The 16,263-nt window shown below is 68.2% G+C and carries 12 protein-coding genes; 3 read left to right on the top strand and 9 right to left on the bottom strand.

Annotated elements, in window-relative coordinates:
• The coding region (locus JZ791_RS39700; RefSeq protein ID WP_216902415.1) for an acyl-CoA dehydrogenase family protein at nt 1–937 on the top strand (937 nt) is incomplete at its 5' end.
• A 296-nt stretch (nt 938–1,233) separates the two neighbouring features.
• On the opposite strand, the gene JZ791_RS39695 is transcribed toward JZ791_RS39700, so the two are convergent.
• From JZ791_RS39695 to xylA, 8 genes are all read right to left on the bottom strand, one after another.
• Nucleotides 1,234–2,826, bottom strand: a complete 1,593-nt coding sequence (locus JZ791_RS39695; RefSeq protein WP_216902413.1) for an AMP-binding protein — start codon at nt 2,824–2,826, stop codon at nt 1,234–1,236.
• A gap of 252 nt (nt 2,827–3,078) precedes the next feature.
• Nucleotides 3,079–4,299 carry a cytochrome P450 family protein gene (locus JZ791_RS39690; RefSeq protein WP_308163396.1) on the bottom strand — a complete coding sequence of 407 codons (1,221 nt, stop codon included), beginning with the start codon at nt 4,297–4,299 and terminating at the stop codon, nt 3,079–3,081.
• Nucleotides 4,296–5,609, bottom strand: a complete 1,314-nt coding sequence (locus JZ791_RS39685; RefSeq protein ID WP_216902411.1) for a cytochrome P450 family protein — start codon at nt 5,607–5,609, stop codon at nt 4,296–4,298. Before JZ791_RS39685 ends, JZ791_RS39690 begins: the two co-directional genes overlap by 4 nt.
• Nucleotides 5,606–6,148: a GTP-binding protein gene (locus tag JZ791_RS39680; RefSeq protein WP_216902416.1), complete on the bottom strand. Its 543-nt coding sequence runs from the start codon at nt 6,146–6,148 to the stop codon at nt 5,606–5,608. Before JZ791_RS39680 ends, JZ791_RS39685 begins: the two co-directional genes overlap by 4 nt.
• A gap of 184 nt (nt 6,149–6,332) precedes the next feature.
• Entirely contained in the window at nt 6,333–6,704 is a 372-nt protein-coding gene (locus JZ791_RS39675) for a DUF742 domain-containing protein (RefSeq protein ID WP_216902410.1), read from the bottom strand.
• 19 nt (nt 6,705–6,723) lie between these two features.
• Nucleotides 6,724–7,134: a roadblock/LC7 domain-containing protein gene (locus JZ791_RS39670; RefSeq protein WP_216902409.1), complete on the bottom strand. Its 411-nt coding sequence runs from the start codon at nt 7,132–7,134 to the stop codon at nt 6,724–6,726.
• Nucleotides 7,131–8,600, bottom strand: coding sequence for a sensor histidine kinase (locus tag JZ791_RS39665; protein ID WP_308163395.1), 1,470 nt, complete (start codon nt 8,598–8,600; stop codon nt 7,131–7,133). Before JZ791_RS39665 ends, JZ791_RS39670 begins: the two co-directional genes overlap by 4 nt.
• A 472-nt stretch (nt 8,601–9,072) precedes the next feature.
• Complete coding sequence (gene xylA / locus JZ791_RS39660) at nt 9,073–10,239, bottom strand: xylose isomerase (RefSeq protein ID WP_216902407.1); 1,167 nt, start codon at nt 10,237–10,239, stop codon at nt 9,073–9,075.
• A 217-nt stretch (nt 10,240–10,456) separates the two neighbouring features.
• Between xylA and JZ791_RS39655 the strand changes: the two genes are divergently transcribed.
• Entirely contained in the window at nt 10,457–12,337 is a 1,881-nt protein-coding gene (locus tag JZ791_RS39655; RefSeq protein WP_216902406.1) for an FGGY family carbohydrate kinase, read from the top strand.
• A 1,185-nt stretch (nt 12,338–13,522) separates the two neighbouring features.
• Nucleotides 13,523–14,689: an ROK family transcriptional regulator gene (locus tag JZ791_RS39650; RefSeq protein WP_216902405.1), complete on the top strand. Its 1,167-nt coding sequence runs from the start codon at nt 13,523–13,525 to the stop codon at nt 14,687–14,689.
• A gap of 241 nt (nt 14,690–14,930) precedes the next feature.
• On the opposite strand, the gene JZ791_RS39645 is transcribed toward JZ791_RS39650, so the two are convergent.
• On the bottom strand, nt 14,931–16,094 hold the full coding sequence (locus JZ791_RS39645) for an alpha-hydroxy-acid oxidizing protein (RefSeq protein WP_216902403.1): 1,164 nt from the start codon (nt 16,092–16,094) through the stop codon (nt 14,931–14,933).
• Between the last annotated feature and the right edge of the window lie 169 nt (nt 16,095–16,263).

Below are 16,263 nucleotides of genomic sequence, written 5' to 3'. Positions count from 1 at the left end.
GGTGCACCCGTGGGAGATGGGGTTGATGGATCGCACACTGCAGCAGGAGCTGTGGGGCGAGAATCCGGACACCTGGATGGCGTCGCCCTATGCCGCACAGGGTACGGCCGTACCCACCGACGGCGGCTGGATCGTGAAGGGCCACTGGAACTTTTCCTCTGGCACCGACCACTGCGACTGGGTCGTGCTGGGCACGCTGGTGTGCGACGAGAAGGGCGCGCCGGTGCAGCCGCCCACGATGATGCACGTGGTGATCCCGCGCAAGGACTACACGATCGTCGACGACTCGTGGGACGTGATCGGCCTGTCCGGCACCGGAAGTAAGGACGTGATCGTCGACGGGGCGTTCATCCCCGCCTACCGCACGATCGGCGCGGATGAGGTCGCCGAGGGCGAGGTGGCCGCCGAGCGGGCCGGACGCACCGAAACCCTGTACAAGATGCCCTTCTGGGCGATGTTCCCGCTGGGCATCACCGCGGCGGTGATCGGCATCTGCGAGGGCGCGCTGGCGGCGCATCTGGACTATCAGCGCAACCGGATCAGCGCGATGGGCGTGCGGATCAAGGACGATCCCTATGTGCTGTCGGCGATTTCGGAGAACGCGGCCGATATCGCCGCCTCGCGCACCCAACTGCTGGACGGCGTGAGCCGCCTGTACGACAAGATCGATGCGGGAGAGTCCGTCACCTTCGAGGACCGTTCGTTCGTGCGCCGCAACCAGGTTCGCTCCGCCTGGCGCGCGGTCTCCGCGGTGGACGAGATCTTCGCCCGCTCCGGTGGTAACGCCGCCCGCAGAACAAATGTGCTGCAACGCTTCTGGCGGGACGCACACGTCGGCCTGCAACATGCCATCCACACCCCCGGCACGCTGTACCACTCGGTCGCGCTCACCTCGATGGGCGTAGAGCCGGAGGGCCACCTGCGCATGATGATCTGAGCTGTGTTGATGGAGGGATGAAAAGTGCCCGGGGCCAAGTGAATTCACCTGTCCCCGGGCGCATACGTATTATCCCGGGGTGCGCGCATATCTGTCATGCCCGCACGCGCGCCTGTCCGTCGTACTCGCACGCATGCCCGCCCGTCATTCCCGCACGCTTGTGGCGGGAATCCAACCGGCGCCCGTTGGGGCACCGTGGATCCCGGCCACAAGCACGCCGGGATGACGGAGATACGGACCCCATGACACAGGGGGAAGCGGGGCAGGGTACGCGCCGGGACAATCCAGCCCGCTGCTCAGTTGACCTGACGCCCGGACGCGTCCCAGTACTTGGCACGCAGGGCCTTCTTGTCCGGCTTGCCCAGCGGGCTCACCGGAATGCTCTCGGCGAAGTCGACCGTCTTGGGCGAGTACACCGCGCCCTTGGCCTCCTTCACCAGCGCCTGCAGCTCCGAGACCTCGACCGTGCGGCCCGGGCGCAGCACGACGACCGCCTTGACCGATTCACCCCACTTCTCGTCCGGCACGCCGATGACCGCCACCGCCGCGACCGCCGGATGCGCCGACAGCACGTCCTCGACCTCACGCGGGAAGACGTTGAAGCCGCCCGAGACGATCATGTCCTTCTTACGGTCCACGATGTAGAGGAAACCCTCGTCATCCTTGCGGGCCACGTCACCGGTGTGCAACCAGCCGAACTTGGTTGCCTCCGTGGTCTGTTCGGGCTTGTTCAGGTAACCGGCCATGACCAGCGGCCCGCGCACGCAGATCTCGCCGGGTTCGCCGTCGGGCACCTCGTTGCCCTCGTCGTCCAGCAGCGCGACGTGCAGCCACGGCACCGGACGGCCGCAGCTGGCCAGGCGCTCGGGCTTGGCCAGATCGTGGTCGGCCCGGCGCAGCGCCGCGATGACCATCGGGCATTCGGCCTGGCCGTAAAACTGGAAGAAGATCGGGCCGAACTTTCCGATCGCCTCGGCCAGCCGAGCCGGGGAAATCGCCGCCGCACCATAGAACACCGTCTCCAGGCTGGACAGGTCGTACTTGTCCAGGTCCGGATAGTCCAGCAGCGCGTACAGCATGGTCGGCACCAGCATGGTCGCGGTGATCTTGTACTTTTCGATCGCCTCGCACAGCTTCTGGGGGTTGAACCCGGGCAGCACCACGATCGAGCCACCCTGCATGCTGGTCGGGTTCCAGAAGGAGCCGCCCGCGTGGCTCAGCGGGGTGCACACGAGAAACCTTGTCTCGCTGGGCCATTCCCACTCGAGCATCTGGATTCGCAGCATCGTGCTGACGCCGCGGTGGGTCATCTGCACGCCCTTGGGTTTGCCGGTGGTACCGCCGGTGTAGGCGAGGCTGAAGGTGTCCCCCGGGCGAACCGTCGGGCCGACCAGGCGCTGGGGTTCGAATTTCGCCGCGGCGGCCAGCAGATCGGTGCCGACCTCGGTGGGGCCGAAGGCCAGCAGGTTCTTCAGTCCGGGCACCCGCTCGGCCAGCTGCGCGGCGCGCTCGGAGAAGGTGGCCGCGTCGTAGACCAGGGTGTCGATGGCCGCATCCTCGAGCACGTACGCGTGGTCGTCCAGCGAGCCCATCGGGTGCAGCGCCATCGACCGGACCCCGGACAGCGCGTTGGCGCCCTGCGCCATCAGTACCTCGGGACGGTTCGCGGACAGCACGGCGATCGCGTTGCCCGAGCCGATCCCCAGTGCGACATACGCCTGGGCGAACCGGCTGATCTGGTCGCGTACCTGCGCGTAGGTGAGCTCGTCGTCACCGATGTACATCGCGGTGCGGTCGGCGTACAGGTCCAGGGATCGGATCAGGATGTCCACCGGCAGCGGATCGCTGTACAGGGAATCGAGCTCGTGCTGCGAGATGACAGGGGCCATCGGTCATGCGCCTTTCGCTGGGTACCACCGAACACACTCCAAGTTAGAACACGTTGCAGTATTTTCCTAGCGCACACCCCGGATGCGGGCCGCGACCAGCGCTGAGGGCTGGAATACCGCACCGGAACCTGTCTCGGGCACGCGGCAATATGCCGGGTCAGCCGAGCCTTGCGGCGATGACGGCGGACTACGCCGTGCGTTCCCCCGTTGACCGGCCCGCGCGGAGGGAACACGCGGGGGCCGGTCCCGGCCTCAACTCAGCCGGACGGGAAGCGCTTCGACATCGTTCTGTGTCAGCACCGGCAGATTGTGCAACTCCTCGAGCGGCGCGGCCAGAGTGATCCCCGGGAACCGCTCGAACAGCGCCGGCACCGCGATCGCGGCCTCCATCCGGGCCAGCGCCGCGCCCGGGCAGATGTGCGGGCCGTAGCCGAAGGAGATGTTGCGCGACGCGGTCGGCCTGGTGATGTCGAACTCGTCGGCGTCCTCGCCGTGCACGGCCAGGTCGCGGCCGATCGCGCGGTACGACATGACCACGCCCTCCCCCTTGGCGATCCTCACGTCACCGACGGTGATGTCCTCGGTGGCGAAGCGCATCAGCAGGTGGATGACCGGGCCGTCCCAGCGCAGAGTCTCCTCGATCGCCTGCTTCCACTCGATCTCGCCGCCGCGCACCTTCGCCAGCTGGCCGGGATGGCTCAGTAGCGCCCGCACGGTCGAGACGATCAGGCTGACCGTGGTCTCGTGCCCGGCCGCGACCAGCGCGCGCAGATTGCCCTCGACCTCCTCCTCGGTCAACGGCTCGCCGCCCTCGTCGGCCTGGATGAGCGCGGAGGTGAGGTCGTCGGTAGGCGTCGCGACACGATCGCGCACCATCGTGGTGAAGTAGCCGATCATCTCCTCGATGATCTTCAGCCGCTCGTCCTGCGGGGTGAGCAGCGAGAAGAACGCCTTCCACCGCTCGAGCATCATCGGCTGGTCGGCCGCGTCCACCCCCATCAGCGCGCTGATCACGCGCATCGGCAGCGGATAGGCGAAGACCGATTTCAGGTCGACGACCGCGTCGTCCTCACCGGCAACCGCCACATCGTCGAGCAGTTCCTTGGTGAACCGCTCGATCATCGGCCGCAGCGCCTCGAGCCGCCGGGGGGTGAGCGCCTGGGTGGTCTTGGCCCGCAGCCGCCGGTGCTCCGCGCCGTCGACGGTGAACATGGACCGGCCCGCGTCGATCATGGCGATCAGCGGCCACTCCCGGGTGACCACGCCCGAGGTCCACAGCGACCAGGCGTTCACATCCTTGACCAGCCGCGTGTCCACGAGCAGTTGGCGGGCGATCTGATGATCGGTGACCGTCCACGCGGGCACGCCCAGCAGTTCGATGCGACCGATCGGCCCGGCGTCGCGCAACCGTGCGGTCTCCCCGGCCAGATCGCCGATCATCGGATCGATGGCGATGGGACATGCTTGGTTCACGGGGTACCTCCGACGGCCCTTACTGGTGTGAAACGAACTGGGAGAGAAGTCATTCCGCTCAGAAAGGGCGAGGGTCGGCGGACCAGGTTCTGCGGCGGCACCGCAAGATCCAGATCGGGCAGCCGGTCCAGCAGCACCTCGATACCGGTCAGCGCGATGATCTCACCGATCTGCTGTGCCGGGAACGGGCAGCGGTATTCGCCGTGGCTGAACGCGAAATGCGCGCTGTTACCGGCGTGTACGAGTTCGGCGCCGTCGGCCAGATGCTCGCGCACGTGCGGATCGGCATTCGCGCCGGCCAGACCGAGCAGCACCATGTCGCCCGAGCGAATCATCTTGTCCGCCAATCGAGTATCGCGTGCGGCCCAGCGGCCGACCAGGATCTGATTGGGCGCGTCTTCCCACAGCGCCTCGTTCATCGCCTGGGATACGCTGCGCCGCCCGCCGCCGAACGCCACGGCGAAACGCTCGTCGGTCAGCATCAGCCGCAGCGAATTGCTCAGCCAATCGGTGGTGGTCAGGTGACCGGCGGCCAGGACGGCCTGCACGTTGAACGTGAACTCGGCCTCGGTGAACGGCCGAGGAAAGTTCATCATCTCAGCGATCATGTTGTCCCCCGGCACTTTGTGGCCCTGTACACCCCACTCCAAGCGTACCTGCGCCTGGCACAGCTCCGCGAACCGCGCGTAGCCGCCCTGGGCGTCGGCGCCACCGTCGGCGAGGGTCTTCATCGCCCATGCCAATTCCGGGGCCTGCGCGTCGGGGAAGCCCAGCACCCGGGCCAATGTCAGCACCGGCAGCCGCACAGCGAATTCCTCGACCAGTTCGGCCTCGCCGCGGCCGCAGAAACCATCGATCAGCTGGTCGGACAGCTCCTCGCAGACACGGCGCAGCGCGAACGGATCCACCCATTCCAGGGCCGCCTCCACCATCGCCTTGTGGCGGCGGTGCTCGGCCCCGGCGGTGAAGTAGATGGACGGCACGCGCTGGGCGACCATCGGCAGCAGCGGCCAGTCCGGCGGGATGTTCGGCCACTGATTCCACAGCTCCGCATCGCGCGTGAACAGATTCGGATCACTGGTCACCTGATGCAGCTCGCGGTAGCCGATCACCAGCCAGGCCGGGATCCCGCCCGCCAGCTCGACAGCCACCACGGGACCGTGCTCCCGGCGCATCTCGTTGTACAGCCGTAGTCGATCGGTGTGGAACCGCGGACCGCTCAGCGGGACCACGGCCGACCGGGGATGCGCGGGACAACCACCGGATTGATCGGAACCGTCTGCGGACGAGGCCATTTCGGGTGAGGTCATACGGTCGGCTCCGGGGTCGCGGCGGCATGGAGGTGCTCGACGAGGCTGATCAGGATCTGCTTACTCGACTCGCGCGAGCGGGCGTCGCATTCGAGCAACGGCACATGCGAATCCAGGTCCAGTGCGGCGCGGACCTCCTCGGGATCGGTGGTGTAGGGGCCGAAGTCGTTGCAGGCCACCACGAACGGCGTTTTTTGATATTCCAGGCGATCGATGGCGTACCAGCAGTCGGAGATGCGCTGCGGATCGACCAGGACGATGGCGCCCAGCGCGCCGGTGAACAGGCGATCCCACAGGAACCAGAACCGTTCCTGCCCCGGCGCGCCGAACAGGTACAGCACGTGTTCGGCATCGATGGTGATGCGCCCGAAATCGAATGCGACGGTGGTAGTGGTCTTTCCGGGGATGCCGGACAGATCGTCAACGCCCACACCGGCATTCGTCATCACCGCCTCGGTGTCCAGCGGGCGGATCTCGCTGACGGCCCGGACCATGGTCGTCTTGCCGACGCCGAAACCGCCCACGATCACGATCTTCAGGCCCCGCCGCACCGTGCCCTCCAGGGGCGCGTCGGCGCGGGCGGGACGATCGTCGACGGCGGGATCCGCCTTCGCGTGCTCCTCGGCGGTATCGTCGCTGGTGGTCCAGCCGTACGATTCGACACGCTCGTACGTTTCGAATCGTACGTTACCGAATTGCGCTGTGCCGGAAGTCTTGTCGGTGTCAGAGTTTGCGGAGTCCAACGAGCACCTTCTCGAGGGTGGAGGGGTCCGCCGCCCCGGACCAGCCCCCGCCGGGCACGGCGGACGCGAAGTTGGGATGGCGCACGGTGATTCGACCAGCGTGCAGCAGGTCCGACAGCAGGATCGTGGTGATGCCGACCGGCAGTCGCAGCTCCGCGGCGATCTCGACCACCGCGGTCGGCGCGCGGCACATGTCCAGGATCGCCGCGTGCTCGGACTGCATGCCCGGTGCGGGTGCGCATTCGCTCACCACCAGGGTGACCAGATCGAAGGCGTCGGAGTCGGGCTTACTGCGGCCGCCGGTCAGGGTATAGAGACGGTCGGGCCCCTCGTCACGAACCGAGCGGCTCATCGCCGCACCTGACCGCGGCTCACGATAACCCGCCATTTCTCGGCGCCGCCACCATATGGTGGGCCAATTGCTCGACGAGTTCGGCCATGTTGTGCCCGACGAGGCCCGCGTCGGCCTCCTCCGAGGCGACCACCGCGATATGGGCGCCGAGCCCGGCCTGGACGATGAACAGGATTCCGCCGTGGAACTCCGTCATCGACTGGCGCACACCGCCTTTGGCGTCACCGAACTCGACCGAGGCGCCGTGCGAAAGACTTTGGATACCCGCGGCGATCGCGGCCAGCTGATCGGCCTTGTCCACCGTCAACTCGGGGGTATGACACATCTTCAGGCCGTCGCTGGACAGCAGCAGCGCGTGGCGAGTCTGCGGCGTGCGGTCCAGCAACTGTTCGAGTAGCCACCCCAGCTGGGACGGCGCAGATGTAGTCATAGTTCGTTCTCCACGGCAGGGGACTGGGCGGTGGTGGGCGCGTTGTCGCGACCGGAGATCGCGCGTTGAAAGGCCCCGAGCGCGGACGGTTTCACGGGCGGCATCGCCTCGCGCGGCGCATCGGGTTCGGCCAGGCCGTCAGGATGGACGGCGGCCAGCGTGCTGCCCCGGCGCCGCTTGGGCAGCGCCATGGCAGGAATCGTGTCGGAGGACACCGCGCGGGAGGGCGACTCGGCCGGCGTCGTGACGGGGGGCGTCGCGGCATCGGTGGACGCACCGGTCCGCGCGGCGGGCAGTTGCTGCAGATCGGCACGGGAGGACTCGATCGACAGTGCTGCGGCAGTCTGGCGTTCCACCCGGGCGGTCAGATCGCGCGGAACGACCACGACCACCGCGGTGCCGCCGATCGCCGAGGGCCGGTACGACACGGTCAGCCCGTGCTTGCGGGCCAGGTGACCGACCACCGCCAGGCCCAGGCGGGTGCCGGTCAGCGACGACAGATCCGAGCCGCCGCGTTCACCGGGGCTGCCGCCCGCCACGGCCTGTTCGGCGCGGCGCAGGGCGGATTCGCTCATCACCAGGCCGCTGTCCTCGATGGTGATCACCACGCCCGCGGGCACCTCGGCGGCGTAGACGTGCACCTCGGTGGTGGGTGGGGAGAAGTTGCAGGCGTTGTCGAGCAGTTCGGCCAGCGCGTGCATCACGCCCTCGGCCGCGTGCCCGGCGATGCCGATATCGGCGACGGCGCGCAGTCGGATTCGCTGATATCCGGCGACCCGGCCCATCGAGCCGCGCAGGATCGATTCCATGGCAATGGGTTTGGCCCAACGGCGGCCGGTGCGGGCGCCGCTGAGCACCGCGATGCTGTCGGCCAGTCGGCCCGCCTGCGCGGTGCGGTGATCCAGGTGCAGCAGATCGGCCATCACGTTCGGATCGCCGTGGCGGTCCTCCATCTCGCGCAGCTCCGCCAGCATGCTGGTGGTCATGGCCTGCATGCGGGCCGACGCGGCGGCGAAGGCGGCCAGCGCCGAGGCGCGGCGGCCGTCGCTGAGCTTGATCTCCTGTGTGCGCTCGTGCACGAGCTGCTGGGCCGCGCCGATACGCAGGGCCGCGTCCTCGCCGACCGCGGCCAGCCGGGCCGAAAGCTCCTCGTGGACCGCGCCGAGGCGGGTCTGGGCCTCCCGATGCACCAGCGCGAGCGTCTGCTCGGCCTGCGCGGCCTGCATACGGAAGTGGCGGGCCTGCGCGGCGTAGTACGCGCCGACGGTGGCGATCGCGCAGACCACGAGGGCCGCGGCGGAACAACTCAGCGCGAGCGGAATCCGCAGATCCGCGGGCGCGCTGAACACCGCGCCCATCACCGCGACGGCGCACACCACCGCGCATGCGACGAATACAGTGGTGACCGAACGAATATCCTGTTTCTTGGAATCTGCGACCTGGCCGTTGGGCGGATTCACTGACACGGCCAATCTCTGCACTTCCGCCTCGTAGCTGAACATCACAGAAACCGCCCCCTGCCTGCTATGAAACAACAGGCGAATTCACTGGCAGACAGCTGGTTTCAACTCGCCCGGAAGCATAGCGTCCACGGCACGGCAACGCTACCCGAGATACGGAGATCACATCGGGCTACGTCCGAGCATTGCGCATTGCTTGGAAAAGCACGCATGCGCACGTCTATTGAGATGTGACCGATACTTTCCCGGAATCGGCACGCGATAAACCTCTCGATCTTGTTCAGCGGCATATGAATTCCCGGTCAACGCCGTGAGTCACCGCGGATCGGCGCCCGGTCGACGACGCCACGCCACGGATCACCGCAGGTACCCAAGGCCATGCGGGCCCACCGGCCCGAGTTTTCAGGAATCCGCCCGCAAACCCGTATGCTTCCCGGCGGCGGGGAAACTTGCCACCGCCGGGAAGACGCGGGCGAACTCAGCGTGCGCCGAGCAGATGCTCCAACGCCAGCTGATCCAGGCGCTCGAACGCCATACCACGCTTGCCGGCCGCATCGGCGTCGAAATCCTCGAAGCTGGACCGATCGGCCAGCAGCGCGGCCAAACCATCGGCGGCCGTCGGAATCTCCAGCTCGTCCAAACGCGAATCCTTCAGAGCCTGTTGCACTTCCGGATCCGCACGGAATGCCTTCGCCCGTTCGGCCAGGATTAGATAATTGCGCATGCAGGCCGCGGCGGCAGTCCACACACCCGAGAAATCCTCGGTGCGCGCGGGTTTGAAATCGAAATGGCGCGGGCCGTCGTAATCGCTGCGCTCGAGCAGATCGACCAACCAGAACGCCTGGCGCAGGTCGCCGCCGCCGAAGCGGATGTCCTGGTCGAACTTCGGGCCGGTCTGCCCGTTGAGATCGATGTGGAACAGCTTGCCGTGCCACAGCGCCTGGGCGATGCCGTGCGGGAAGTTCAGCCCGGCCATCTGCTCATGCCCCACTTCGGGATTCAGGCCGAAGATCTCGGGGCGCTCGAGCTCCTCGATGAACGCCAGGGCGTGGCCGATGGTGGGCAGCAGAATGTCGCCGCGCGGCTCGTTCGGCTTCGGCTCGATGGCGAAGCGGATGTCGTACCCCTGCTCGGCCACGTAGTCGGCGAGTAGGTCGAACGCCTCCTTCAACCGGTCGAGCGCGATCCGGACATCCTTGGCCGCACCGGATTCCGCGCCCTCGCGACCGCCCCAGGCGACATAGGTATGCGCGCCGAGTTCGACGGCCAGATCGATATTGCGCATGGTCTTGCGCAGGGCGAAACGGCGCACGTCGCGGTCGTTGGCGGTGAACGCGCCGTCCTTGAAGACCGGATGGGTGAACAGGTTGGTGGTGGCCATCGGCACGACAAGGCCGAACTTGTCCAGAGCGGTGCGGAAGCGCGAGATGATCTCGGCGCGTTCGGACTCGGACGCGTCGAACGGGACCAGATCGTTGTCGTGCAGGGTGACACCGTAGGCGCCCAGTTCGGCCAGCCGCTCGACCGACTCCACCGGGTCCAGCGCGGGCCGGGTGGCGTCGCCGAACGGATCGCGCCCCTGCCAGCCGACGGTCCACAGACCGAAGGTGAATCGGTCGGCGGGGGTGGGGGTGAAGCTGCTCATTTCTTACTCCGAACTCTGCACGGTATGCCGAGAGTCGATCTGTCGGACGGTCCGACATCGGACGCAGCCGACCGGGGAGTACGCCACGCAACCGTCGGACCTACTCCATGCCCCGCTCATCGCGGCAACAGTCGAATCTTGATTTGTTAACTCAGAAAACAAATATACTGTGCTACCACCGGGATGGGAAGGCCGTTCCTACGAGAGAGTGCGAGATATGGCTGTGCAACGCGTCGTCATCGGCGTCGACAGTTCGACCCAGGCCACCAAGGCGCTCGCGGTGGACCTCGATACCGGACAGGTATTGGGCGAGGGCCGCGCGCCGCATACGGTGAGCGCCGGGCCGGGGCGCGAGAGCGATCCGGCGCTGTGGTGGTCGGCGCTGTGCGCGGCGATCGAGCGGACGGGTTATGCCGAACGGGCGGAGGCGATTTCGATCGGCGGCCAGCAGCACGGCCTGGTGACCCTCGACGCCGCGGGCGAGCCGGTGCGCCCGGCACTGCTGTGGAACGACGTACGCTCCGCACCGCAAGCCGCCGCGCTGGTCGAGCGGTTCGGCGAGCGGTGGTGGGCCGAGCGGATCGGGTCGGTGCCCAACGCCTCGTTCACCGCCGCCAAATGGGCCTGGCTGCGCGAGCACGAACCGCGCAACGCCGACCGTGTCGCCGCCGTTCGCCTTCCGCACGATTATCTGACCGAGCGGTTGACCGGCGTCGGAGTCACCGACCGCGGCGATACCTCCGGCACCGCGTGGTGGACGCCGTCCGGATACGCGGCCGAGGTGCTCGACGCGATCGGACTGAACTCCTCTGCACTGCCGACCCTGGCCCCCTCGGATCGCGCGGCGGGCCATACCCGCGCGGGCACCCCGCTGCGACAGGGTATTCCGGTCGGCGTCGGCACCGGCGACAATATGGCCGCCGCCCTGGGCCTCGGCCTGGAACCGGGCACGCCGGTGCTGAGCCTGGGCACCTCGGGCACGGTCTACGCCCGAACCGGCGCCCGGCCGCACGACCCCACCGGCGTCGTCGCCGGTTTCGCCGACGCCGGGACCGACTGGCTCCCGCTGGCCTGCACCCTCAACTGCACCCAGGCCATCGACCGCATCGCCGCGCTGTTCGGCCTGGACCGCGAGGCGGTGGAACCCGGCGGGGACGCGGTCGTACTCCCCTACCTCGACGGCGAACGCACCCCTCAACTCCCCCTGGCCACCGGCCTGATCCACGGCCTGCGCCACGACACCACCCCCGGGCAGATCCTTCAGGCCGCGTACGACGGGGCTGCTTTTTCGCTCCTGGACGCGCTGGACCGGGTGCTGAACTCGGGTGGTTCAGCCGGTGCGGCAACCGGAACCGGCAGCACGGCAAACACTCCGGGTACTGCCGACACCGCCGCACCCCCGACCGGTTTGATGGAGGCCACCGGTTCGGCAGGCGCCTCGATCGGAGCCCCCGGCACGGCAAACACTCCGGGCGCGATCGCCGCCACCTCAACCCCAACCGGTCCGACAGACTCCACAGGTCCGGCAGGCACCACAATCGGAACCCGCAGCACGGCAAACACTCCGGGCGCGATCGCCGCCACCTCAACCCCAACCAGTCCGACATACTCCACCGGTTCGGCGGACACCCCGATCGGAACCCGCGGCGGGGCAGGTACTCCGGGCGTGATCGGCTCCGCCTCGACCCCGACCAGTCCGACGGACTCCACGGACATGGAAGTGTCCCGCCTTGGAGAAGCGAGCGGTCACCGCTCCCAGCTGCCGTTGAATACCGCCGATCCCGACGCCCCCATCCTGCTGATCGGCGGCGGTGCGCGAGGCACCGCTTGGCAGCAGACCGTGCTGCGCCTGTCCGGCCGCCCGATCCGCATCCCGCCCGCCACCGAACTCGTCGCCCTGGGAGCCGCCGCCCAAGCCGCCGCCCTACTCACAGGCGAGGACCCCTACGCCGTCGCCCGCCGCTGGCGCACCGCCGAAGGCCCCCTCCTGCAACCGATCCCGCGCGACACCGCAGCCAGCGAGCGCATCGCGGCGACCCTCCACGCCGCCGACCCCCTGCTCACGACGCCGTTGTTCAAAACCGCGAGCACCCTATGACCGCGCCGCACCACAGAACCCCCGCCCACCACAGGACGCACCCAGCATGACCGATCGCCACTGCGTTCCCGCCGACGCGGCTGTCCGGGATTCGAAGATCCGGCCTCCTGCTACATTCTTGCGGCTGATTCGTCCGCAACCAGAGTCTCCAGCCCACAGAATGCAGCGTGAGGCCGGACTGCCACTCGCATGGCGGTGTGAAGTCCGCCCGCACAGCACGGTTCAGCGCGGCGGCCGTGCACCGACGCCCGGTATCTCATGGGCGAGGTGGCGGATCGGCCTCACGGCCAGCGGCTCGGAGAACCGGCCTCCCGCTACATTCTTGCGGCAGATTCGTCCGAAACCAGAGTTTCCAGCCCACAGAATGCAGCGTGAGGCCGGACTGTTACTCGCGTGGCGGCGCGAAGTGGGCTCGCACACCACGGTTCGGCGCGACGGCCGTGCACTGACGCGCGGTGGCTCATCGGCACGGCAGCGGATCGGCCTCACGGCCCGCGCCTCGGAGAACCGGCCTCCCGCTACATTCTTGCGGCAGACTTGTCCGAAGCCGGAGTTTCTAGCCCACAGAATGCAGCGAAAGGCCGGGTTGCCATTCGCATGGAAGTGGGGGAGTCAGCTCGCAGAGCACGGTTCGTTGCGGCGGCCGGGCACTGAGGCTCGGCGGGTCGTGGGCGCGGTGCGGGGTTGGTATCGCAGTGAGCGGTTCGGAGAACCGGCCTCCCGCTACATTTTTCGGGTCGAATTGTCGGAAACCGGAGTTTCGAGGCGGAAAAGTGCAGCGGGAGGCCGGATCCGACCGTCTCTCGGACCGAGCACTGCCAACCGTGTCCCTCACCGCGCCGAGCAACCCGAGCCGCAATGCGGCACCTGTGTCGCGACGCGGTGGCGGGTCAGCATCTGGGCACGTCCTGGCACCTGTTCAGCGACAGGACGGCACTGCACGGAGGCACAGGTGAGCAACAGGTCGCCGAACGGCATCACGGCGGGTGGGGGCCCATCCCGGCGAAACGACGAGCACGTCCTGGGCCACACAGAACCTCTCGTTCAGCGACAGAACAGCACTGGACGGAGGCACAGGTGAGCGACAGGTCGCCGCATGGCGTCACGGCGGGTGGCGCCCATCCGGGCGAAACGACGAGTACAGAGGTGAGGCGCTCCCCCGGACGCCCCGCATCGCAACGGGGGATGCGGGGTCAGAATCTCGCGCTGGTGTTGCGGACCGTGGCCGGACAGGATGAGTTGTCGCGGGCGGATGTGGCCGGCCGGACAGGACTTACGCGTGCGGCGGTGTCGAGTCTGGTCGATGAGTTGATCGTGTCCGGGCTGGTACAGGAAGGGCCGGTCACCGCCTCGGGCAAGGCCGGGCGGCCCGGGCGCACGCTGGCGCTGAGCGACCGTGGACCGGCGGGATTCGGGCTGGAGATCGGGGTCGGACATCTCGGTGCCTGCGTGGTGGATCTGCGCGGGCAGGTGCGGGTATGGCGGCGAATCGAACAGTCCAATGCGCATCGGGATCCGGCCGAGGTCGCCGCCGAGCTCGCCGACCTGGCAGCCGACGCGCGCGCGGAATCCGAAGCGCTGCACCTGAACCCGCTCGCTCCGGTGCTGTCCGTACCGGGTCTGCTCGATCAGCGGCCCGGAATCGTCGCGCACGCACCGAATCTCGGCTGGCAGGACGTCTCGATCGAGGACATCTGGCCGGGCCCCGACGCCCCGCGACCGGAGAACGAGGCGAATCTCGGTGCGCTGGCAGAACTCTGGCGCGCACACGCGCCCGGCAACTTCCTGCACGTCTCCGCCGAGGCGGGCATCGGCGCGGCCCTGGTGATCGATGGACGGCTCTACGGCGGCGCCCGTGGATACGCCGGGGAACTCGGACATATGGCAGTACATCCCGACGGCCCACGCTGCGCGTGCGGCGCGCGCGGCTGTCTCGAGCTGTACGCCAACCAGGATGCGGTCCTGAGCGCAGCCGGCCTGCACAACCCTCCCGGCGCCGATCCGGTGGCCCTGCTGACCGACCGCGCCAACGCCGCGGACCCCGGCACCCTCTCGGCGATCGAACGCGCCGGCGACGCCCTGGGCATCGCCCTGGCCGGCGCGATCGGACTCATCGACCCCGCCGCCGTCGTCCTCGGCGGCGCCTACGCCGAACTGGGCGTCTGGCTACTCCCCCGAATCCGACACCAACTCGAAACCCGCCTGACCGTAAGACCTTTCGCCCCCAACCAGGTCACCGCCTCCCCCCTGGGCCGCCGCGGTCCCATCCTCGGCGCAGCCCTGCACACCATCCAGGCAGTCCTGCACAACCCCACCTGCCTCACCGAAAGCCAGTCGCCCGAGGGCAGATAGATCCTGGCAACCCCCGCCAGCGCAGCGGCGACACAACCCACCGTTGGCTCGCCGGACCCAACACCCACCCACCGCACGGTTCGCAGCCAGAGCGCTGAACAGGGACGCAGCGCATAGCCGCCAGACTCCCCGAAGAACGGCCCACCTCTACTGAGACCACGGCAGGACAACTCGGCCCTACCGTGGCTCAAACAGCGCAAATGGACCCACCTCAACCGCGATCACGGCGGGTACCTCAGCCCTATCGTGCGATGGGCCGGAGCGTGTCGCCGGTGAGGTCCTTCAGCGTGGGATAGCCGTCCACCGCCATGATCAGGTCGGCTTCGGCGAGTAGGGTCCGCAGGACGTGGACGATGCCGTCCACGCCGCCCAGGGCCAGGCCGTACGCGTAGGGGCGGCCGATGCCGACCGCGGTCGCGCCCAGCGCGAGCGCCTTGATGATGTCCGCGCCGCTGCGGATTCCGGAGTCGAACAGGACCGGCAGTCCGTCGGCCGCGGCGACCACACCCGGGAGTGCGTCCAGGGCCGGGAGGCCGCCATTGGCTTGGCGCCCACCGTGATTCGAGCAGTAGATACCGTCCACGCCACCGTCCTTCGCACGGCGTACGTCCTCGGGATGGCAGATGCCCTTGACGATCAGCGGCAGCTCCGTCAGCGACCGCAGCCACGGCAGATCATCCCAGGTGAGCGGGTTGCCGAAGGTCTGGACCCAGCGCAGGATGGCCGACTGCGAATCCTGTTCCGGGGTCGCGGCCAGGCTCGCCCGGAACACCGGATCGCTGAAATAGTTGCTCAGGCAGTGCCCGCGCAGCTGGGGGAAGTTGCCGGTCGCCAGATCCCTTGGCCGCCAACCGGTTACCCAGGTGTCCAGGGTGACCACGATGCCCTTGTAACCTGCTTGTTCGGCGCGGTGCACCAGGCTCGCCGCCAGATCCCGGTCGGTGGGCGTGTACAACTGGAAAAAGCCAGGGGTATCACCGAATTCGGCCGCGACCTGTTCCATCGGATCGACGGACAACGTGGACGCCACCATCGGCACCCCGGTACGCGCCGCCGCGCGGGCGGTGGCGAGATCGCCGTGTCCGTCCTGCGCGCACAGCCCGATCACCCCGATCGGCGCCATGAACACCGGCGTGGGCAGCCGCACCCCGAACACATCGACCGACAGATCGCGTTCCTTGGCCCCGACGAACATCCGCGGCACCAACCCCCATCGCTCGAAGGCCGTGACATTCGCCCGCTGCGTGTACTCGTCCCCCGCCCCACCGGCGACATACGACCACACCGACGGCGGCAAGGCCGCCTGCGCCCGTTCCTCCAGCTCAGCAGCCCCCACGGGCAGCACCGACACGATCCCACGCAGACCATTGAAATAGATCTCGTTCTGATAGTCCCCGAAAGCCATACCGCACTCCGTCCCAGGATTCGCCCGATGCCACGCCCAAGCGCAGCCGATCAAGGCCAGAGCGTAACCGCCCTCACCGCCCCCCAACACCACCCACAGCCGGATCGCCGCAGATCCCGGCAACCCCTCCGGCCCCCGCCGCACCGGTGCGAACCATCCAGACCCAAAC

Source organism: Nocardia alni (genome assembly GCF_019038435.1).
Classification (GTDB): domain Bacteria; phylum Actinomycetota; class Actinomycetes; order Mycobacteriales; family Mycobacteriaceae; genus Nocardia; species Nocardia alni.
This window is presented reverse-complemented; position numbering and strand designations above follow the sequence as displayed.